We start from the raw sequence: 19842 nt of genomic DNA, 5'->3' as shown, positions 1-19842 counted from the left end.
CCGGCTCACCGGGATGCATTTTTTACACATTTTCTGCCCCTCGGTGATCATAGGGGTGACAGGGATGCTGGTGCTCACGCTGGCGGTGAGCTTCGTTTTCTCCACCACGCAGGCGGCGACCCAAGGGCGCGCGGTCATGGCGCTGGCCGAGGTCTTCCCGCCCGGGTCCGACGAATTCACCGGGCAATTCCTGCCGTAACTGTCCAGCTATGTGGCACAGGTAAAATCCATTCCCTTCGCGCTGTTCTACAGCACCGCGAGACCCGAGCGCCGCCTGCCGCGCGGTATCTACCGGCTCTGGCAGGACGACCGGCTCAACGAGGACCAGCGCCGCGCTTTACGGATCATCCTGCATGAATTTCCCGGCCTCGAAGGCGTCCCGCCCGAGCAGTTCGACGACACGCTCCTGCATTGGGCGAAGCGCCACGATCTGTGCCCACAGGACATGACGCGTCGCGCGTGATGCGCTGTGCGCCCACGCTTGAGCGGCGCGCATAACGTGGAACGCCCCGCGCAGTTCCTTGAAAATAAAGTGTTGGCCAGCCCCGCTTGTCCGGCAAATCCGCCGGTCTATCGTTCTCGCACAGCCCCTTGTGCAAGCGAGTTTGCCATGCCCCTCACCGTCCCAAAGTGCAGAGCCCGGTTACGTGTCGGCGCACTCGCCGCACTCTGGGCCGTCGCGGGACAGGCGAAGGCCGAAAGCTTCCTCGACCCCGCAGGTCCGGTGGCTGCTGCACAGGTTTCGCATCTGCGCATCATCCTGATCGTCATGGCCATCGTCGTGATCCCGGTTTTCGCGGCGACTCCGTGGCTGATCCGGCGCTATCGATATGGCCGCTCGAAAGGCGACTACCGCCCCGACTGGTCTTTCTCGACCCTGTTCGAGTGGCTCGCGTGGGGCGTGCCGGTGATGGTCGTGCTGATCCTCGCGGGCTATCTGTGGGAGCGGACCCATAACCTCGATCCATACAACCCGGTGCCCGGTGCGAGTGGCAAACCGCTCGTCGTCGATGTCGTGGGATACGATTGGAAATGGCTCTTCATCTATCCCGAAGAGGGTGTGGCCAGCGTGGGCGAGCTGGCCTTCCCCGCCTCGCGTCCGCTCGAGCTGCATTTGACCTCCGACACGGTGATGCAGAGCTTTCTGATCCCGCGGCTCGGCAGCCAGATCTACGCGATGAAGGGGATGCGCACCAAGCTGAACCTTGCCGCAGATAGCCCCGGCACGTTCGAGGGGCGCAACACGCAATATAACGGCGAGGGGTTCTACACCCAGACCTTCAAGGCGAGCGCTATGAGCGACGCGGCCTTCTCGCGCTGGATCTCGAAGGCGAAGGCCAGCGGCCTGCCGTTCGACGCCAAGGTCCGCGATGCGGTGGAGGCGAAAAGCAACAAGGTCGAACTCGCGCGCAAGCTCGACCAGCCCACGGGGCAGCCGATCCTGTTCTCGACCGCGCCCAGCGCGATGTTCGACGAGATCGCCGGCCTGAAGGAGACGGCACAATGAATACGTGGAGCGATGTCTGGGGCTTTCCCTTCGGTCGGCTGACATGGGACGCGCTGCCGGTCATGGATATCTTCAAAGCCGACGGGCGGACCGAATTGCTGTCCGGAATTACCGGGACGGCAGCGGCCGGCATGGCCGTGCTGGGCTTCGTCGTCGTGGTCATCCTGATAACGGCGAAAGGCTGGTGGCGCCCGCTCTGGAGCGAGTGGTTGACCTCGGTCGATCACAAGAAGATCGGCATCATGTATATCGTCTTCTCCTTCGTGATGCTGGCGCGGGCGCTGGCCGAAGCCTTCGTGATGCGCAGCCAACAGGTTGTAGGCCATGATGGCGGCGGGATCGTGATGCCCGACCACTTCGCGCAGCTTTTCACGACCCATGGCACCATCATGATCTTCTTCATGGCGATGCCCTTCCTGACCGGGATGATCAATTTCGCGATGCCGCTGCAGATCGGCGCGCGCGACGTCGCCTTCCCGGTGCTCAACTCGGTGTCGTTGATGCTGACGATTGCGGGCGGGGTGATCCTGATGGTCTCGCTGGTGCTCGAGCCCTTCTCGACCGGCGGATGGACCGGTTATCCGCCCTATACAGAGCTGTCCTACAATCCCGGCGCAGGGCCGGATTACTGGATCTGGGCGGTGACGCTGTCTTCCATCGGGTCGACCTTCACGGGGCTGAACTTCGCGGTGACGATCTACAAGAAGCGCTGCCCCGGCATGACGCTGATGCGGATGCCGCTGTTCACCTGGACGTCGCTCTGCACCTCGATCCTGATGATCTTCGCGATGCCACCCCTGACCATCGCGACCGCGCTGCTGGCACTGGATCGCTACATGGGGTTCCATTTCTTCACCAATGGCGGTGGCGGCAACATGATGAACTACGCCAACCTGTTCTGGCTGTTCGGCCACCCGGAGGTCTATATCCTCATCCTGCCCGCCTTCGGGATCTGGTCCGAAGTGTTCGCGACCTTCTCGGGCAAAACGCTCTACGGCTATACCGCGCTGGTGATCGCGACGATGGCGATCGCGGTGTTGAGCTTCACCGTCTGGGTCCACCACTTCTTTACCATGGGCCAGAGCGCCAACCTGAACGCCGCCTTCGGTATTGCGACGATGCTGATCGGGGTCCCCACGGGGGTGAAGATCTACGACTGGATGCTGACGATGTATCGCGGGCGTGTGCGGATTTCGGTGCCGATGCTCTACGCCATCGCCTTCATGTTTCTGTTCACCATCGGCGGGCTGTCGGGCATCCTGCTGGCGAACCCGACGATCGACTACCAGACCCACAACACGCTGTTCCTCGTCGCGCATTTCCATAACATGCTGATCCCCGGCCTGCTCTACGGGATGATCGCGGGCTATACGATGTGGTTTCCCAAGGCCTTCGGGTTCCGGCTCGACGAGAAATGGGGCTACCGCGCCGCGTGGTGCTGGATCCTCGGCTTCATGGGCGCGTTCTTCCCGCTCTACGTGCTGGGGCTGATGGGAATGCCGCGCCGGATGTCGGGCTATTTCACCGGCGCGTGGCTGCCATGGACGATCATCGCATTGGGAGGCGCGGCGGTGATCCTTGCCGGCTTCCTGTCGTTGATCGTGCAGCTTTGGGTCTCGGTGCGCGACCGCAAGCGGCTCGCGGTGCCGGTGGGCGATCCGTGGGACGGGCGCTCGCTCGAATGGGGCCTCCCTGCCCCCGCGCCGGAATGGAACTTTCCCGCCCTGCCCCGCGTCGAGGGCCGCGACGCCTTCGCGACGCTGAAAGCCTCGGACCGTGACCTCGGCCCGCCCGAGGACGGGTTCGAGGATATCTGGCTGCCGAAGAACGCGGCGTTCGGCCCGGTGATCGGTGCGCTCGGAACGGCGCTGGCCTTCACGCTGACATGGCATATGTGGTGGGCGGTTCTGCCGCTCGCGGCGCTGGTGCCGCTGGTGATCATCGCGCAGGGCTTCCGCCGCAATACCGAGAAGCGCATCCCCGCCGAAGAGGTCCGCGAGGAATGGCGCGCCTTCCGCGAGCTGGCCGCCCGCACGCCGCGTGTGCCGCGCAGCTCGGAATACACCCGCGACAACCGCGGCCACGCCATCCCGATGGCACAGGAGGCCGCACGATGAGCCAGACAACCCGCCATCCCGGGCTCAATCTGGGGTCCAAGCACCAAAGCGCCGATGACCAAGCCGAAACCGAAGTTTTCGGCTTCTGGGTCTTCATGATGTCCGACGCGATCCTGTTCGGGCTGTTGATGGCGACCTATGTCGTGATGCGGCCCAACACCAATGGCGGCCCCGGCCCGCAGGAGTTGTTCGAGCTAAAGTCGATCTTCATCGAGACAATGCTGCTCCTGACCTCGTCAGTCGCGATCGGGTTTTCGCATCTCGCACTCAAGCACGAGCCGCGCCCGGTGAAGATGGTGCTGTGGCTGCTGGTCGCGATGGCGCTGGCGCTGAGCTTCGTGGGGTTCGAGATCCACGACTTCCTGAAGATGTTCTCCGAGGGCGGCACGCCTGAACGCAGCGGCTTCCTGTCGGCTTTCTTCGCGCTGGTGCCGCTTCACGGTCTGCACGTGACCTTCGCGTGCCTCTGGGCGGTCGCGATCCTCGTGCAGATGCTCGTTTACGGTCTCGACGACCGGGTGAAGCTGTCGATGGTGCGCCTCGCCGTGCTCTGGCACTTCCTCGACATTGTCTGGATCGGCATTTTCTCCATCGTCTATATCGGGGGGCTGGCATGAGCGAACATGACGAAAGGCGCCAAGAGGCCCGCAGCTACCTGATCGGCTATGCGCTTGCGCTGGCGCTGACCCTGCCGATCTTCGCGCTGGTGGCGTGGGATCTGCTGCCGAAAGTGGCGATCTGGTGGGCGACGGGGGTGGCCGCGATCGTGCAGATCGTGGTCCATTTCCGCTTCTTCCTGCATATCCGCCTGAAGGGTCAGAAGCAGGAAGACCTGCATCTGATCCTCTTCACCACGCTGATCCTGCTGCTGATGGGCGGCGGCACGCTGTGGCTACTATGGAACCTGCACGCTCGGATGGTCTAAGGCGGGTCAGGCCCCGAAGCGGCCGATCTCGAAGCCAGCCTCGGTCAGGTGTCCGCGCAGTGCCCGCGCCATCGCCAGCGCCTCTGCCCCGTCGCCATGCAGGCAGACCGTGTCAATCTTGCAGGGGAGGTCCTTGCAGGACGCGGTTGCAATAAAGGAAAGGAGTTTTCTGCCTTGCGGGAGAGCTCAGGCCCGTCCGAACTCCGTGCAGTCGTAGTCGCTTGCGGCTATTGACCATGAAAAGTTATTTCACAAACCAGCAATGATCCTCCCAGACCGGGCACCCGCGTAACACAGACCACCGTCTCAGGTAGGTTATCGAACAAGCCTGTTACACGCACCTTGAACGATTTCAATGACTTATCCGACGCGTAACGCGGTAACGCCCGTAACGCCGGAAGTAAATATATAGGTGGAGTCTTTTCTGGATCGAAGTGGATGGAGGAACCACTCACTCTCTCTATGTATATTCATCTCATAGAGTGTTACATACATACCTAGATAGAGATTTCTGTTTTATTTCAATTGCTTGCGCGCGTAACGCGCCCTGTAACACGCGTAACAGCTGTCACAGCATTGAAATCGTTTACTTTTTTCGGAATCGCCGGTGCCCGATTGGCCCATTTCGGGCTCTCAGGCTGCATTTTGGTCAAGATGGCGAGGGCGGATAACACTAAAAAACCCTTCAAGAGCAATGTTTTGCGGGAGACCTTCTGCAATTGATACTACGGGCGCGGCGCGGCCGCCCCCGCTCTCGTGGTTGTCTGTTTCGCAATCTACCCGGATCGATGAGCAATAGACCGAGCGTGCCCGGAGGTGGGCACGAGATTAGGGGCTCCCTCCCCCCCACGCGACGAGGCAGTTCGGTTTGCCCTAGGCGCACACGGTGCCGGGTCGGCAAATGTCACCCGGAGTCAACAGGCCTTAAATGGCGCCCGCGTGGATTGAGGCGCAAGAAAAGCAGCAGCGGCAGCGGCAGAGAGAATGCTGGAGAGAAGGACGCTTCACCCCCATGTATCTGGGGGCGGTCACTGCGGGGAGTGCGTCCGCGGGCCCATCACACGCGTCGGAATATTCCTGTCCGACTTCGTGCCGCGCTGATGCGCACGCACCATCACGATCTTTCCGCTCTTGTAGCGCCGTTCATGCGCGCTCACCCAATGCTCGGTCGGCGGGTGGCGGCCGGCGGCCTGCTCACGCTCAAATTCGCGCCGCGCTGCCTGCTCGCGCAGATGCGCATCTCCCTCCTTGCCGATCCGGATCGTCACATGGGAGCGAAGGTTTTCTGTGAGCCAGGTCTTGCCGAACTTCGCGGCGGTCTTGCGCTCTCCCGGCGACAGGCTGTCGCGTTCCTCTCGCTCGATCCCGTTCTCGGGCGAGGACAGAAGCGCGAAGAGCACGAAGCCGAGCACCATGTCATAGGTCAGGTGACTGAGTTCGTTATTTACCATCCCCTGAAGATCCTTCTGGGAGATGTTCTTCTGGGCGAAGAGATCGCGCATGTGCGGATGCGGGCGCCAATCGTAGGTGTCGAGGAACTCTCCGCGAACCGGGTCGCAGGGGAAGACAAGATGGATCAGCGGATCGATGATCCCGCCATTGGAGTCGCTTCTGAAGAGCAAAACCTTCAGGGCACCGGGGTCGCGCAGATCGTAGAGATAGCCCCGAAGACCGGCATCCTCGAGCGCGTTTCGAGGCAGGTTGGTGCCCTCCCGTCTCGCGCGATCGGCGATCAGCATCCGGTGATCGTGCTCCACCCAGACGAGATCGGCGGGAAACTCGACCTCGCGCATATAGGAAGCTGCCAGCTCGGCAGCCGCGCGGCCAGCATCACGTTGCTGGACGTCCTCGCGCAAGCTGTCGACGTAGTTGGCGGCATTGCCATCGAGCAGGTAGATCTTGGCCTGGGCCAGATCGTCGATCACCGCTTGGCGGAAATGCTTCGCCTGCTGGATGGCGGTCGGGCCTACGAGCTGCTGACCCACGTAGTCCAGCCGATCCGCCTGGCCATCCTTGCGCGACAGGTAGGTCCCGTAATTGGCGACGATCGCCTTGTAGAGTATCGCTTGCCTCATCGCCCCACCCTCACCCGGCCTGAACGCTGGAGGCATACTTCCATTTTGCAGAGGATTTCGGAAGAGCGCAGGCGACCATCTCAATTCACCTAGGGACTTCGAGGTCACGGAGGGTATTCGTCCCCCTGCCAGCCAAAGATCGCTTTTGGCTCCACATCAAGTAGCAAGAGCATCTCCCGCGATCATACTGGGAGGTCTGGACTGGAACACCATACGCTTCCTCAAAATCCGGCCCAGCTCTGCACTTCTCTTAGGTTCTTTCGCGTCACGCGCGCGCAAGTCGATTTCTGAAATTCTATTTCCGGCAGAGAATTACGGATTTTCTTGAGGAGCGGCCACCGACATATGTGACGTGCGGGACTCGGGCGGAGCGGCGATTGAGTTTTCCACAATAATCGCCCCGATTTCGCCCCAAACCCCCGCTTTTCGCGCTTTTCCACCCTGCGCAAAACGCGGTGCAGCAGTATATTCAAGCTAAGCTCCCAAGCGGCGCAATTCAAAATAAACAAGACAGAAATAACACGCTTCTTGCGTGAATGAAGGAGGCTTGCCATGTGCCTGAGCCATCATATCCACGAAGCACGATACGCTAGGCTCGAGAAGCGCTTGGGCCTTATCGTCCCCGCGGCAAATGATACGCAGATCGCGACGCAGGAGACCTGCTGAAATGGCGCGACGCCCTCATGAAATCAAAGTCCGACTTTCTGATGGGGAGATGAAGCTCATCGGAGCGAGGGTGCAGGCGACAGGATGCAGGACGATCGCAGATTACTTGCGCCGGAGCGCTACTAGCGAATTGCCGCAACCGACAAACCGCGACGCTGAAATCGCGGAGGCGCTCGGTCAGCTTTGCTTCGCCGTCAACCGGCTCGATGCGAAATCGCCGAGCGCCTGTCGTCAGCTCTCGCGGAACGTTCGAGAGCTTTCCACAGCAATTTTCAAGTGGGCGGGTTTCTGACGATGCGCGCGATCACGAAACGGCATTCCGACGCGAGCTTCGTAGAGCATTACGTTCTACGTGACGGCGCAGAGCCGATCGGCGGAACTCTAGTCATCTTCGGCCGTCACGATGCCCGAGAGCAACTCAGTCAACTGGTTGACCGGCACGGCTATCTTCACATCACACTCTCGCTTCCGCAGGGCATGCGCGCTGAAGATGCACTCTGGCTTCAGATCGTCATCACGCTCCTCGAGCTTATGGACTTTCGGCCGATGCAAGTTCCATGGATCGCCGTGCGCCATACGGACGCGACGTGTGATCATATTCACATCGCTCTGGCGCTAACGACATTTGCAGGCAAGACGTTGAAGCCGAACCTCTCGCGCCGGGTTACCGATCACCGACACCAGGAGCTCGCAAAACTTCTCGGCCTACCGGCCCCCGAATATTTCGACCCGAAATTCCCGACGTTGCGTCCGCCGACCCCGATCCGGAATCTAAAGTCAAAAGCCGCGCAGATTACTTATCGCGCTCTTACGCGCGTCTTCGGGGCGAACCCGCCGCTCACGCTCGGCGAAATGATCGCGCGGCTGAAAGCCGGACCCGAACCGGTCCGCTTTTCCCGAATGCCCACAAAATCGGGCCACGACAGTTATGTCTTCCTCACCAAAGAGGGAGCGGTCCGCGGAAGCGAGCTTGGCACGGCGTGGCAACCCGAACACCTGCGCGCACGGATCGCGCACGCCATGGCCCTGTCGGCCGCGCGCTTGATTATCAACCTGCAACCTATCCAGCACCAGCTGAAGGAACTCATGAATGCCGCAAGATCCGAAATCGCTGAAACCGAGGTCGCGCTTCAAAGTGCTTGTAGATCTCTGGAAGTCGATCGACACGAAAACCGATCGCCTGATGCCGCTTCTGGATCTGCTCGACTGGATGAAGCAAAACGCCTCGGACATTGGGACACGGATCCTCGAAGCATTGTCGTTGATGAACGAGGAGCTGCGTATGCTCCGCGCGCTCCGTCTGCGGCAAGAGGAGGCGGAGAAGGAGTATCGCACGCAAATGATGGAGCTGTCGGCAAGGCTGGAGGCGCAAGACGCGCAGCTGGAACGGATCGAACGAAAACTCGACCTGCTTCTCCTCACGATGAGGCTTCCGATGCCCTGACCTACGGCGCTTGGCTCACTCGTGCCCTGGCTTGGCTTAGCGCGAACATTAGTGGGTGGACCTGGGTCGGCCGCCCGGAACAACACGCAATCGATATTAGGCTTGGCAGCGAGGTGGTTCGGCTCTCGGATCGAGGCCTCGAAGTTCTTAAGGACGGTCCCGACGCTCAAAATCTCGCAGATAAATTCCAGAACATCGGAGCGGCGTCTGCCTCCCCAACTCCTGAGGAGCTGGATATCCCATCAGATATGGACGACAACGGTCCGGACTTTGATTGAGCTTCTTTAGTTAAGGTAGAAGAGACGCCGCTTACGCACCGATATTGTCGGCACTGGCCCAAAAGTCGATATTTGCTTCACTGAGTTTTCTGCGGTGCGGCTATTAAATACCAGTCGTCGAGTGAGCCAGTGGCTTTTCGCGCTGGTGCGACGAGAGGGCGAGCCGTCAGGGATCATCCGGGTCTATCTGCTCTACCGCGAAGAAAACCTAACAATTTCGCTGTGCGGACCTTCGATTGGTCTACGACCTGTTCGCTAGGGGTCGGCGCTTGCGACTGCCCAACGTGGTCGACGATATTACCTGGGAGCGCCTCCTTGCCTCAAAATCACCAAAGAAGGCGTCCACGGCAGACGGGGCTTTTCACTAACATTTTCCGCAGACCGCGAGGTTAGCGAAAATCGGGCACTTCAAACGATGTTTGGGCAATGGATTTCCTTCTCGATCAGCTCGCCTTGGGCAAGAAACTGCGGATCCTGACCATCGTCGACACGCATTCACGTTACTGCCCAGCGACGGATGTGCGGTTTCCCGATGGCGCAACCAGCCCGCCATCGTGACAAAGGCCGGAAACTCCGACGTCCGGCGGTCCAAAAAACGTAGGCAGAGCAACACAAACCGGGCTCAGGTCGCTGCTGGATGAAAGACCCGTGGCAGGTCAGAGCGCAGCAAGCCCGTTCAAAGAAGCAAGCGTCTCGAAGCAACGCTCGCTGATGCGCTCGATCTCTATGACGCTGAGCGACAAGAGAAGAACCAGACCACGTGGAAGAAGAAATGGAAATACGTCTCGGCAACGGTCCGTCGGCACGGCGGCAAGTATTTCCTGTCCGCCTTCGATAAGCGCTGGGGAGACTGGTATGAGAGCGAGCGGCGCGAGGAGGGCGTCGGTGATGCTTCTATTAGGCAGGAGATGCAGCTCATTCTAAGTGCTTTCCGCCTCGCACGATCGCCGGAGCATCGCCTCACGGATCTGCCAGATCCGGATTTCGATCTCCCTCCCCCGTCTGAACCGCGCGAGATCTGGATCACGCGCAAAGAAGCCGATCGATTAGTCGACGCCTGTGCGCGTGAGCATGTCGAGATGTTCGTGCGCATCGCGCTCGCCACTGCCGCCAGGCACGAGGCGATACTCGAACTGCGCTGGCGCGACGTCGACCTGGCGCGCGGCGTGATCGACTTCCGCGACGCGAGGCGGTCTGACGAGACCAATATCGACGCCCGCGGGCGGACGATCAAGCAGCGCCGGAAGCCGCGGGCATCGTGCAGAGTTGAAGGCATTCTTCTTGAGAAGCTCATCGATGCGAAGGGCCGGTCAGCGTCAGAATTTGTCATTGAGTTCGGCGGCAAGGGCATCAGCTCGATCAAGAAAGCTTTCCGCGGGGCCGTCAAAGCCGCAGGCCTCGACCCGGCGGAGGTCACGCCGCACGTTTTGCGACATTCTGTGATCACGTGGCTGATGCGCGATGGACTGAACATCGACGATGTCGCGGCGTTCGCTGGTCACCGAGATAGCCGGATGATCATCAAGATCTACGGCCATCACCATCCCGATTTCCAGCGCTCGATCTCAGGCGCTCTGGCGCGCTCGCGGTAGTCTGCAAGGGAGCGCTCTGATTACCACCGGTAATTTTTTGCCACAATTCACCTCTACACGAAGGCAACAAACGGCGAACATAAAGTTTTTCAGAGCTCATCGGAAATGACGAAAAACCGCAAAAATGTCAAATAAAACAACTGTTTGATCATATTCTATTTCCAAAACCGGCAGGTAGGTCGCTCCTTTGGTAAGGGAGAGGTCGAGAGTTCAAGTCTCTCCAGCAGCACCACTTCCCCCTCCCCGATTAAAACCACCGCCTAATCGGCGCGAATCCCGTAGCGGCTGATCTTGTCGTTGAGCGTGCGCCGCGCGATGCCGAGCGCCTGGGCGGCCCGTTCGGTATTGCCCCGGCAGCGTTCGAGCGTGGCGCTGATTTCGCGCGCCTCATAGGCCGCGACCTTGTCGGCGAGGCTTTGCGGGGCCGAGGGTGCCTCAGTCGGCGCATCGGGCAGATCAAGGCCCAGCGCGAAGCGTTCCGCCGCCGCTTTCAGTTCGCGGACATTGCCGGGCCAGGGGCGGCGCTTGAGCTGTTCGCGCAAGCTATAGGGCAGGTCCGGGACCTCGCGGCCATAGCGGCGTGCCGAAAGCTCCGCGAAATGACGAAACAGCAGAACGATATCCTCGCCCAGAGAGCGCAGCGGATCGAGCGTGATCTCGGCCCCGGCGAGGCGATAGAACAGATCGGCGCGGAAGCTGTCATCGAGCGTGCGTGCGCGCAGGTCCGATTTCGTCAGAGCGATGATCCGCAGGTCGAGCGGGCGCAGGCGGTTTTCGCCCAGCCGCTCCACCTGACGTTCCTGCAAGGCGCGCAGCAATTTCGGCTGCACCGCCGCCGGCATAGCCTCGACCTCGTCGAGCACCAGCGTGCCACCCGAGGCCGCCTCCAGCTTGCCGGGCTTGTCCTGCGCGCCGGGGAAGGCCCCCGCGACATGGCCGAAAATCTCGATCTCGAACAGGGTCTCGGGCAGCGCCGCGCAATTGAGCGCGACGAACGGCCCCTCCGCGCGCGGGCTCGCCGCATGGAGCGCACGGGCCACCAGCTCCTTCCCCGTCCCGGTCTCGCCCGTCACCACAAGGTCGATCTCCAAAGGCCCGAGCGCCGTGATTCGCGCGCGCAGCGCCGCGATCGCCGCCGACTGGCCGAGGATCTCCGCCCCGTCGCGCCGCGCGATCTCGTCCTGCAGCCGCCCCAACTCAGCGCGCGTCGCCCGCGCCCGCAGCGCCCGGTCGACCACCGCCAGCAGATGGCGCGCGTCATAGGGTTTCTCGAGGAAATCTTCGGCGCCCAATTGCATCGCCTTCACCGCATGCGAGACATCGCCATGCCCGGTGATCATCAAGACCGGCAGATCGGGACTGCGCGCCTTGAGCGCCTCCAGCAGGCCAAACCCGTCGATCCCCGGCATCCGCAGATCGCTGACCACCAGATCGGGCAGCGCGGGCGCATCGAGCGCCGCCTGCGCATTGGCAAACCCCTCGCAGTCATAGCCGCCCGCCTCGATTAGATCGGCGAGCGCCGCGCGGTGGTCGTCATCATCTTCCACGACATGGATCAGTGCGGTCATACCGGCTCCTTCTCGCGCACCCGTGTGAGCGTCACGATCATCTGCGTGCCCTCCCCCGGCGTCGAGCGGATATCGAGCCGCCCGCCGATCTCGGACAGGATCGCCTGCGAGATCGCAAGGCCGAGGCCAAGCCCCGCGCCGTCGTCTTTGGTCGAGAAGAACGGCTCGGTCACGCGCCGCACGTCTTCGGGGGCGATGCCGGGGCCGTTGTCGCGGACGCACAGGTGCAGTTCATTTTCCGCGCCTTCCAGACGCAGCTCTACTTCGGGCGCGGGCTGGCCCTCAACCGCATCGAGCGCATTCAGCAGCAGGTTCACCAGCACCTGTTCCAGCCGCACACGCCCCGCATTGGCATAGAGCGGACCATCGGGCACGACCACGCGCGGCTTGATCCCCAGCGCACGGGCGCGCGGTGCGACCAGCTCCAGCGCGCTCGCCGCCACCACGCCGATCTCGATCCGCTCCAGCGCGGCGGTGTCCTTGCGCGAGAAGCTTTTGAGATGCTTGATCGTGCGCTGCATCCGCCGGATCAGGTTGCGCGCGGTCTCGATGCGGGCGACCGTCTTTTCGGTGCTGCGTGCGGCGCCCATCTCGGCGGCGGCAAGCGTCGCCTCCATCGCGGCGAGCGGTTGGCTGACCTCATGCACGATCGCCGCCGACATCCGGCCAAGCGCGGCCATCTTCTCGGAATGGATCAAGCCTTCCTGGGCGGCGCGCAGTTCCGCCTCGGTCTGCCGACGCGCCTCGATCTCGCGGCCAAGGGCGCGGGTGCGCTCGGCCACCTTGCGCTCCAGCATCTCAGATTGGCGCAGGCGCAGCGCCACGAGCTGCCGCCGCTGCGCCTGCGTTTTCGCCAGCGCCAGACCCAGCACCGAGGCCAGCGCCGCCGTCACTCCCGCGATCAGCGCCGAGAGCATCGCGGGCTGCACCGGGGCTGCGGCCACCACCGTCCAGCCCTCACCGAAAGCAGCAGTCTGGCTGCGCAGCCGCGCGCCGCTCGCATCGAACATCCACGCGGCGCTGCCTTGCATCAGCGGCCCCTGTGTCGCCGGATCGCGCCCGGGATAGGTCTTCAGATCTGCCAGCCGCGCGCGGGCCTCGGGGGCGAGCGGATGGAGCGGGTGATAGAGCCAGTCGGGATTGCCCGAGAGAAACACGACCCCATCGGGATCGGCCACCGCCACCGCTTGGCCCGCCTGCGCCCAGGCCTGTTGCAGCGGGTCGAGATCGACCTTCACCACCACCACACCGGGCGGACCATCGCGATCTCCGATCCGCGCGGACAGGAAATACCCCGGAACCCCGGTGGTCACGCCGATCGCGTAGAAGGCGCCCTGCCCGGTGGCGATCGCATCGCGGAAATAGGGGCGGAAGCTGTAGTCGTGGCCTACGAAAGAGGCCGGGCTGTCCCAGTTCGAGGCCGCCAGCGTCACCCCCTGCCCGTCCATCAGGTAAAGCTGATCGGCCCCCGAGAGCCCCAGCACCTCGGCAAGGTAGCGGTTCGCCGCGAGATCCGCGCCGGGTGCATCGGGCGTGCCGATCACGGCGCGGATGCGGGCATCCTGCCCCACCACGGCGGGCAGGTAGCGGAAGCGGTCAATCTCAGTTTCCAGCGCGCGCAGGGTCAGGATCAGGCTGCGATCGAGCCGCGCGTCGATACCCGACAGCGCGATGCGCCACGCGCCCACAGCCGCTGCGACGGAGATCGCGCAAACCGCGATCACCCGCCAGAATGTCATGCGCGCGGCAGGCTTGGCCATGCGCCCTCCCTCTCGATCGCTCTTAACCGTCGCCCGGCTCGGCGGGGCAAGGCGCGATCCGGATCGGTGCCTCGCGCACGGCTCCGATCACCTGACAATCGACCGAGCACAAAGTCCAGCCCGAGACCGTCGCCCCCGAGGCTGCCAGTTCCAGATCGGGCACTTCGGGGCCGGTCGTGCTCCAGACCCACCAGCCATCCTCGAAATGCCCGCCCGGGCCCGGCTCCATCCCCGCGCCCGAGCCTTTCACCGCCGCGCCCACAAGGCGCAGCGTGTCGTGATCGGTCACCTGCCAATGTTCGCGCCAGCCCTCTTTCTCGACCGAATGGGTCCATTCCAGCGAGAACTGGCCCGAGGGCGCCAGCGCGATCATCGCAGCCCCAACCATGAGGCAGGTCGCGCTCATGCCGTGGCCCGCGCGCGGCGCAGCCAGAGCGTCGCGCCAAAGGCCACAACCAGCGCGAAGCCGATCTCGTCGGTCAGCGGCAGCGCCGCGATCAGGGTGAAGCCCGCGACCATCGCCAGCGCACGTTCCCACAGCGCCAGCGGGCGACCCAGCCAGCCGATCACCGCCACGCCCCAGAGCGCGAGCGCCAGCAGCGCCTTGATGACGACATAGGCGACGGCAGGCCAGTAGCCGATCGCTGCGGCGAGCGGGCCGCCATCCTGCAGCATCAGCGCGGGCGTATAGACCGCCATGAAGGGCACGACGAAGCCAGCCGCGGCGACCTTGATCGCCTCGAAACTGATCCTCAGGCCGCTTTCCTTCGCGATTGGCGCCGCGGCGAAACAGGCGAGCGCGACCGGTGGTGTCAGATCCGCAAGAATGCCGAAATAGAAGACGAACATATGGCTCACGATCAGCGGCACGCCGAGGTCGAGCAGCGCCGGACCCGCAATCGAAGAGGTGATGATATAGTTCGGGATCGTTGGAATCCCCATGCCGAGCACGATACAGGTGATCATCGTCAGGATCAGCGACAGGAACAGGCTCGACTTGCCGACGCCCACGATGAACTGGCCGAAGGTCGTGGCAGCCCCCGTCAGGGTCATCACCCCGATGATCACGCCAACCAGCGCGCAGGCGATCCCCACGGGCAGCGCGGTGCGCGCGCCATCGGCGAGGCTGTCGCGGCAGATCGCCAGCGTCTCGCGCCCGCCCTTGTTGAAAGCATTGATCGCGACCAGAACGGCCACGGCGCCCAGCACCGCCCAGATGCCGATCTCGAAGAAGGCGGCAGCGACCAGCGCAATCACCACCCAGAAGATCGTGCGCAGCACCTGATTGGGCAGCCCCAGCGCGACCGAGCCGCCGAGGATCAGCAGCCCCGTCAGCGACAGGCCCACGGTGCCAGCGAACAGGGGCGTGTAGCCTGTGAACAGCAGGTAGACGAGCACGGCGAGCGGAAGCAGCAGATACCAGCCCTCTTTCAGCGCCTTGCGTGGGGAGGGCAGTTCGGATTTCGCGAGGCCGCGCAGGTCGCGCTTGCCCGCCTCCAGATGGACCATCCAGAACGCGCCCGCGAAATAGAGGATCGCCGGGATCAACGCGGCTTTGACCACCTCGACGTAATCGACGCCCAGCGTCTCGGCCATGATGAAGGCCACCGCCCCCATCACCGGCGGCATGATCTGCCCGCCCATCGAGGAGGTCGCCTCGACGCCCCCCGCGAAGGCCGGGCGATAGCCGAAGCGCTTCATCAGCGGAATGGTGAATTGCCCGGTGGTGACGACATTGGCCACGCCCGAGCCCGAGATCGTGCCCATCAGCCCCGAGGACAGCACCGAGACCTTTGCCGCGCCGCCCATCTTGTGGCCGACCATGCCGAGCGAGACATCGGTGAAGAGCTTGATCATCCCGGCTTTCTCAAGGAACGAACCGAAAAGGATGAAGAGGAAGATATAGGTCGCCGAGACATAGGTCGGGATGCCGTAGATCCCTTCGGTGCCGAAGCTCATCTGCTCGATCACCTGCTCGAACGCGTAGCCGCGATGGTTGAGCGGCGAGGGCAGGTATTGCCCAAACATCGCATAGGCGAAGAACGTGCCTGCGATGATCGGAAGCGCCGGGCCCATCAGCATCCAGGCAGCGGTGAAGACGGTGATCAGAAGCACCACGCCGACCACGAGATCGAGCGTGTTCGGATCGCCCGCGCGCAGCAGGAGCGGCGTGTATTCGATCCATTGATAGGCGGCGACGGCGACGCCACCGGCAGCCAGAAGGTAGGCGATGGAACGCCCGAGCGGGCCGTAGCCCTTGGCAAGCGAGAGGAGCGGGAAGCCAAGCGCCAGCAGGAAGCCCACATGGACTGCCCGCGCGATCTGGCTCGAGGGGTTGATCACATGCGCGGCGAAGGCGATCTGCCAGACCGAGAAGGCCACCGCGAGCCAGAAAAGCACGCGCCCCTCGCGGCTATGCGGGAACCCGTCTGCCAGCGGGTCATGCACCACGGCATCGACCGCCGCTTCCTTATCCATATCCATCACTCTCTCCTCCCTCGAAAGGCGAGGGCGACCCGCCCGAGCGCGCCGCCCTCCCCATGTGTCTGCGCGGCGTTACTTCAGGATACCGATTTCCTTGTAGTAACGCTCGGCGCCCGGATGCAGCGGGATCGGAAGCCCCTGCACCGCCGCCTCGGCCGAGATGCCATTCGCCGCCGAATGCGCCGCCTTGAGCGTGTCGAGATGCTCGAAGAGCTGCTTGGTCATCTGGTAGGCTTCCTCATCGGACACGCCTTCGCGGGTCACGAGGATATTGGTGATCGCCACGGTCGGCACGTCCGCGTCCTGGCCCGGATAGGTGCCTGCCGGGATCACGCCCGCCTTGTAGGGCGCGCCCAGTTTCTCGGCGATATCGGCCGGGATCGCGACGAAGGTCACGTCCTGCGTCGTCGAGAGGTCCTTCAGCGCCGCGTTGCCGAGACCCGAGGATTGGAAGGTCGCGTCGAGCTGGCGGTTCTTCATCAGTTCGACCGATTCCGAGAACGGCAGATACTCGACCTTGCCCAGATCGTCATAGCTCATGCCCGCCGCGTCGAAGATCTTGCGCGCGTTCAGCTCGGTGCCCGATTTCGCGGCGCCGACAGAGAGGCTCTTGCCCTTGAGATCGGTGATCGTGGTGGCACCCGCATCCTTGAGGGCCGCGACCTGAATGAAGTTCGGGTAGATCGCCGCGATGGCGCGCAGCTTACCCAGCGGCGCCTTGAAGCCTGCCTCCGGGTTGCCCTCCCAAGCGTCCTTCACCGAATCCCCCAGCGCGAAGGCCAGCTCGCCCCGGCCCTGCTGGAGCAGGTTGAGGTTCTCGACCGATGCCTTGGTCGACTGCACCTGAACGCGCGCGTCGGGCATGGTTTCGCCATAGACTTCCGATAGCGCCACGCCGAGCGGATAGTAGACGCCCGAGGTGCCCCCGGTGAGGATATTGATGAAGTTTTCGGCTTTCGCGACGGGCGCGCTCAGCGCCACTGCCCCGGCGATCAGCGCGCCGAGCTTGATGTTCTGGAACATCCTTTCCTCCCATATGTCATTGCCCGCATTGAAAGCGGGACTGGCTCTAGGGTGCCCGGTTTCGCGCAGGGATCAATTCAACTCACACCGCTGCGACAAGAAAGCTGGCAGATCTCTGCGCGGGCTCTGGCGGGATTCTGCCACGAGCGCTGCGCAAAGCCGATATGCCGGGCAATTTCCGCCCCTATTTCTCTGGGCGCTTGACGCTACGAGCCCTATCTGCTCGGAAGCACCTGATTTCCGTCTTCAAAGCCCCCTATGCGCTCATTGCCTCCCTTCCGATACGCCCCCGACCGCTGGCCTCCTGCATTGCGCTGGACCTTCCTCCTCGCGGGCTCTGCGCTTCTGGCCTTCGCGCTGAGCCTCGCGCATCTCTCGGCGGCGCTTCTGTTGGGGCCGATGGCGGTCGCGATCGCGCTTGCCGCGAGCGGCGGGGCGGTGCGGCTGCCGCCTCTGGGCTTCATCGCGGCGCAGGGTGTCGTAGGCGTGATGATCGCCTCGAAGCTTCCCGCCTCGATCCTCCCCGAGATCGCCCGCGACTGGCCGATCTTCCTTGCCGGGACGCTCTCCACCGTGCTCGGCGCGAGCGCGCTCGGCTGGGTGATGGCGCGGGCGGGCGGCTTGCCCGGCACGACGGCGATCTGGGGCTCCTCCCCCGGCGCGGCGACCGCGATGACGCTGATGTCGGACGATTACGGCGCCGACATGCGCCTTGTCGCCGTGATGCAGTATACCCGCGTCGCCTGCTGCGCGATTGCCGCCACTGCCGTCGTGCAGATCTTCGGCGTGGCGCAGGCTAGGGATGTCGGCGCGGCGCTCGCCGAGCAAGGCCCGATGGACGTCGTCGCCGCGGTCGAGACGCTCGCGCTCGGGATCGGGGCGGCGTTTCTGGGCGTGCGGCTGCGCATTCCGGGTGGCGGTCTGCTGCTGCCGATGGCCTTCGGCTTGATCGCGAGCGCCACCGGCCTTCTGGAGATCACCCTGCCCCAGACCGTGCTCGCGATCAGCTATGCGGTGGTCGGCTGGGGGATCGGGATGCGCTTCACCCGCGCCGTGCTGCGCCATGCCGCAAGGCTGCTGCCGCGCATCCTCGGCTCGATCATCGCCCTGATCGCACTCTGCGCTGCCTTTGCAATGGGATTGGTCTATTTTGCCGGGATCGAGCCAGTGACCGCCTATCTCGCCACCAGCCCCGGCGGGGCGGATTCGGTCGCGATCATCGCGGCGGGCACACAGGTCGATGTGCCCTTCGTCATGGCGATGCAGATCGCCCGCTTCCTGCTCGTGCTCGTCGCGGGCCCCGCACTCGCCCGCGCATTGTCACGCAGGCGAGGCGATGTCTGAAGGCCCGTTCACTCTCTGAACTGGGTGTCGCCGTGGTTGTAGGGCTGCTGCTGGATCATCAACACGCCGGAATTGTCGTCGGGATCGTTGTCGTAGTGATCCTTCTCGGTCACGCCCGGCAACTGCCCGAACGCCTTCGACAATTTCAGCGGCGAGAAGGTGAAGGGCACCTTGTCGTGCAGCCACGGCATGTCGCGCAGCGCGCTCGACACCGAATCCGCGCACATCATCTTGTTGACCGAGCCGTTGCGCTCCACGCGGGCCATCAGCTGATCGGCCTGCGCCATCGTGATCGGAAGCTTCTGGGCGCGGACATACCAGCTCTCGCGGGCATGGTAGTCGATGTAGAATTTCCGCATCTTCTCGGTAATGCCAAAATGCACATCGTGGCGCTCGGGCGCCCAGGGATGATTCCAGGTGCCTGCCGGATCGAAGATGATCCGCTCGCGCCCGTTGATCAGCAGCGCCGAATGCCCGCCCGACCCGGTATTGGTCGAGATCACGGTATAGAGCGTAACCGAAGGCGGTTCGTCGGAAACATAGCGATATTTAGCGACCTCGGCATCCGAGGCATAAATGTTATCCGCCCCGCAGCCAGCTAGCAAAAGCGGCAGCATCAGGCAGACAAGAAGCACGCGCATCATCTGCCCGATCTCCCGTTCCCAAGCGTGTCTCTTTCAGCTGCCGCCGGTCGCGTCAGCCGCCTACAAGAGCGAGAAATACCAGAAAGCAGATGATCACAATCACCGAAACCGTGACGAAGCGAACAAAACCGTTGAATGTTCTCTCCTGGTCACGAATGTCCATATTGCCCGGTTTATACTCGGCCATTGCGCGTTCTCCCTTTTGCACTGTCTCCCAGAGGGGAAACTAGCCGAGCCGCGACAAGCTGTCACGCCTCGTCTTGAGGGTTCGCGCTGTCAGACGCATTTTCTTCTTCCAGCGCGCGGGCGAGCCGGAAGCCGATCCGGCGCGGCGCTTCGTCCGCGACCGGTTTCGGCTGCGCGATCAGCATCACGTTGAGCTGGTTCACCCAATGCCCGGGAACCCCGTCCTTTA

General features: G+C 63.1%; 18 protein-coding genes and 2 pseudogenes. 10 read left to right on the top strand and 10 right to left on the bottom strand.

Features of this window, described 5'->3' with window-relative positions; all coding sequences use genetic code 11:
- From B3D39_RS10665 to B3D39_RS10640, 6 genes and pseudogenes are all read left to right on the top strand, one after another.
- Window positions 1-199: pseudogene (locus B3D39_RS10665) on the top strand (hypothetical protein); the annotation flags it as partial.
- Window positions 200-211: 12 nt separating this feature from the next.
- Window positions 212-463 carry a hypothetical protein gene (locus B3D39_RS10660; RefSeq protein ID WP_274962812.1) on the top strand — a complete coding sequence of 84 codons (252 nt, stop codon included), beginning with the start codon at window positions 212-214 and terminating at the stop codon, window positions 461-463.
- 147 nt (window positions 464-610) lie between these two features.
- Window positions 611-1507: a cytochrome ubiquinol oxidase subunit II gene (locus B3D39_RS10655; RefSeq protein WP_274962813.1), complete on the top strand. Its 897-nt coding sequence runs from the start codon at window positions 611-613 to the stop codon at window positions 1505-1507.
- Window positions 1504-3624: a cbb3-type cytochrome c oxidase subunit I gene (locus B3D39_RS10650; RefSeq protein ID WP_274962814.1), complete on the top strand. Its 2121-nt coding sequence runs from the start codon at window positions 1504-1506 to the stop codon at window positions 3622-3624. Before B3D39_RS10655 ends, B3D39_RS10650 begins: the two co-directional genes overlap by 4 nt.
- The gene (locus tag B3D39_RS10645) at window positions 3621-4241 is read left to right on the top strand and encodes a cytochrome c oxidase subunit 3 (RefSeq protein ID WP_274962815.1); all 621 of its coding nucleotides are present in this window, start codon (window positions 3621-3623) and stop codon (window positions 4239-4241) included. Before B3D39_RS10650 ends, B3D39_RS10645 begins: the two co-directional genes overlap by 4 nt.
- Entirely contained in the window at window positions 4238-4549 is a 312-nt protein-coding gene (locus B3D39_RS10640; protein WP_078522888.1) for a cytochrome o ubiquinol oxidase subunit IV, read from the top strand. Before B3D39_RS10645 ends, B3D39_RS10640 begins: the two co-directional genes overlap by 4 nt.
- A gap of 6 nt (window positions 4550-4555) precedes the next feature.
- Here the strand turns inward: B3D39_RS10640 and B3D39_RS10635 are convergent, their stop codons facing one another.
- Entirely contained in the window at window positions 4556-4702 is a 147-nt protein-coding gene (locus B3D39_RS10635; protein ID WP_146681657.1) for a LamB/YcsF family protein, read from the bottom strand.
- 875 nt (window positions 4703-5577) lie between these two features.
- The gene (locus B3D39_RS10630; protein ID WP_274962816.1) at window positions 5578-6624 is read right to left on the bottom strand and encodes a hypothetical protein; all 1047 of its coding nucleotides are present in this window, start codon (window positions 6622-6624) and stop codon (window positions 5578-5580) included.
- Between the two features lie 960 nt (window positions 6625-7584).
- On the opposite strand from B3D39_RS10630, the gene B3D39_RS10625 reads away from it, so the two are divergent.
- From B3D39_RS10625 to B3D39_RS10610, 3 genes and pseudogenes are all read left to right on the top strand, one after another.
- Entirely contained in the window at window positions 7585-9012 is a 1428-nt protein-coding gene (locus B3D39_RS10625; protein WP_274962817.1) for a relaxase/mobilization nuclease domain-containing protein, read from the top strand.
- A 411-nt stretch (window positions 9013-9423) separates the two neighbouring features.
- Window positions 9424-9537, top strand: a pseudogene (locus B3D39_RS10615) (IS3 family transposase); the annotation flags it as partial.
- Window positions 9538-9920: 383 nt separating this feature from the next.
- On the top strand, window positions 9921-10604 hold the full coding sequence (locus B3D39_RS10610; protein WP_274962819.1) for a site-specific integrase: 684 nt from the start codon (window positions 9921-9923) through the stop codon (window positions 10602-10604).
- 260 nt (window positions 10605-10864) lie between these two features.
- Here B3D39_RS10610 and B3D39_RS10605 read toward each other — a convergent pair whose 3' ends face one another.
- The 5 genes from B3D39_RS10605 to B3D39_RS10585 form a co-directional block, all read right to left on the bottom strand.
- Window positions 10865-12172, bottom strand: a complete 1308-nt coding sequence (locus B3D39_RS10605; RefSeq protein ID WP_078571360.1) for a sigma-54-dependent transcriptional regulator — start codon at window positions 12170-12172, stop codon at window positions 10865-10867.
- Entirely contained in the window at window positions 12169-13932 is a 1764-nt protein-coding gene (locus B3D39_RS10600; protein ID WP_274962820.1) for an ATP-binding protein, read from the bottom strand. The genes B3D39_RS10605 and B3D39_RS10600 overlap by 4 nt, the downstream gene beginning before the upstream one ends.
- 22 nt (window positions 13933-13954) lie before the next feature.
- The gene (locus B3D39_RS10595) at window positions 13955-14338 is read right to left on the bottom strand and encodes a DUF1850 domain-containing protein (RefSeq protein ID WP_078540176.1); all 384 of its coding nucleotides are present in this window, start codon (window positions 14336-14338) and stop codon (window positions 13955-13957) included.
- Window positions 14335-16416: a TRAP transporter permease gene (locus B3D39_RS10590; RefSeq protein ID WP_143593913.1), complete on the bottom strand. Its 2082-nt coding sequence runs from the start codon at window positions 16414-16416 to the stop codon at window positions 14335-14337. Before B3D39_RS10590 ends, B3D39_RS10595 begins: the two co-directional genes overlap by 4 nt.
- A gap of 72 nt (window positions 16417-16488) precedes the next feature.
- On the bottom strand, window positions 16489-17439 hold the full coding sequence (locus B3D39_RS10585; RefSeq protein ID WP_078521742.1) for a TAXI family TRAP transporter solute-binding subunit: 951 nt from the start codon (window positions 17437-17439) through the stop codon (window positions 16489-16491).
- A gap of 258 nt (window positions 17440-17697) precedes the next feature.
- Between B3D39_RS10585 and B3D39_RS10580 the strand changes: the two genes are divergently transcribed.
- Window positions 17698-18783: an AbrB family transcriptional regulator gene (locus B3D39_RS10580; protein WP_078571363.1), complete on the top strand. Its 1086-nt coding sequence runs from the start codon at window positions 17698-17700 to the stop codon at window positions 18781-18783.
- 8 nt (window positions 18784-18791) lie between these two features.
- On the opposite strand, the gene B3D39_RS10575 is transcribed toward B3D39_RS10580, so the two are convergent.
- The 3 genes from B3D39_RS10575 to B3D39_RS10565 form a co-directional block, all read right to left on the bottom strand.
- Window positions 18792-19427, bottom strand: a complete 636-nt coding sequence (locus B3D39_RS10575) for a hypothetical protein (RefSeq protein ID WP_246832035.1) — start codon at window positions 19425-19427, stop codon at window positions 18792-18794.
- Window positions 19428-19479: 52 nt separating this feature from the next.
- Window positions 19480-19614, bottom strand: coding sequence for an aa3-type cytochrome c oxidase subunit IV (locus tag B3D39_RS10570; protein WP_078545360.1), 135 nt, complete (start codon window positions 19612-19614; stop codon window positions 19480-19482).
- A gap of 61 nt (window positions 19615-19675) precedes the next feature.
- Window positions 19676-19816, bottom strand: coding sequence for a hypothetical protein (locus tag B3D39_RS10565; RefSeq protein ID WP_165756968.1), 141 nt, complete (start codon window positions 19814-19816; stop codon window positions 19676-19678).
- Window positions 19817-19842 lie beyond the last annotated feature (26 nt).

This window comes from Thioclava sp. UBA3469 (genome assembly GCF_002378135.1).
Taxonomy (GTDB): Bacteria; Pseudomonadota; Alphaproteobacteria; order Rhodobacterales; family Rhodobacteraceae; genus Thioclava; species Thioclava sediminum.
This window is presented reverse-complemented; position numbering and strand designations above follow the sequence as displayed.

Coding starts and splice junctions, on each gene's coding strand:
- B3D39_RS10655 (WP_274962813.1), top strand. CDS start 611: ATGCCCCTCACCGTCCCAAAGTGCAGAGCCCGGTTACGTGTCGGCGCA.
- B3D39_RS10650 (WP_274962814.1), top strand. CDS start 1,504: ATGAATACGTGGAGCGATGTCTGGGGCTTTCCCTTCGGTCGGCTGACA.
- B3D39_RS10645 (WP_274962815.1), top strand. CDS start 3,621: ATGAGCCAGACAACCCGCCATCCCGGGCTCAATCTGGGGTCCAAGCAC.
- B3D39_RS10640 (WP_078522888.1), top strand. CDS start 4,238: ATGAGCGAACATGACGAAAGGCGCCAAGAGGCCCGCAGCTACCTGATC.
- B3D39_RS10630 (WP_274962816.1), bottom strand. CDS start 6,624: ATGAGGCAAGCGATACTCTACAAGGCGATCGTCGCCAATTACGGGACC.
- B3D39_RS10625 (WP_274962817.1), top strand. CDS start 7,585: ATGCGCGCGATCACGAAACGGCATTCCGACGCGAGCTTCGTAGAGCAT.
- B3D39_RS10610 (WP_274962819.1), top strand. CDS start 9,921: ATGCAGCTCATTCTAAGTGCTTTCCGCCTCGCACGATCGCCGGAGCAT.
- B3D39_RS10605 (WP_078571360.1), bottom strand. CDS start 12,172: ATGACCGCACTGATCCATGTCGTGGAAGATGATGACGACCACCGCGCG.
- B3D39_RS10600 (WP_274962820.1), bottom strand. CDS start 13,932: ATGGCCAAGCCTGCCGCGCGCATGACATTCTGGCGGGTGATCGCGGTT.
- B3D39_RS10595 (WP_078540176.1), bottom strand. CDS start 14,338: ATGAGCGCGACCTGCCTCATGGTTGGGGCTGCGATGATCGCGCTGGCG.
- B3D39_RS10590 (WP_143593913.1), bottom strand. CDS start 16,416: ATGGATATGGATAAGGAAGCGGCGGTCGATGCCGTGGTGCATGACCCG.
- B3D39_RS10585 (WP_078521742.1), bottom strand. CDS start 17,439: ATGTTCCAGAACATCAAGCTCGGCGCGCTGATCGCCGGGGCAGTGGCG.
- B3D39_RS10580 (WP_078571363.1), top strand. CDS start 17,698: ATGCGCTCATTGCCTCCCTTCCGATACGCCCCCGACCGCTGGCCTCCT.
- B3D39_RS10575 (WP_246832035.1), bottom strand. CDS start 19,427: ATGATGCGCGTGCTTCTTGTCTGCCTGATGCTGCCGCTTTTGCTAGCT.
- B3D39_RS10570 (WP_078545360.1), bottom strand. CDS start 19,614: ATGGCCGAGTATAAACCGGGCAATATGGACATTCGTGACCAGGAGAGA.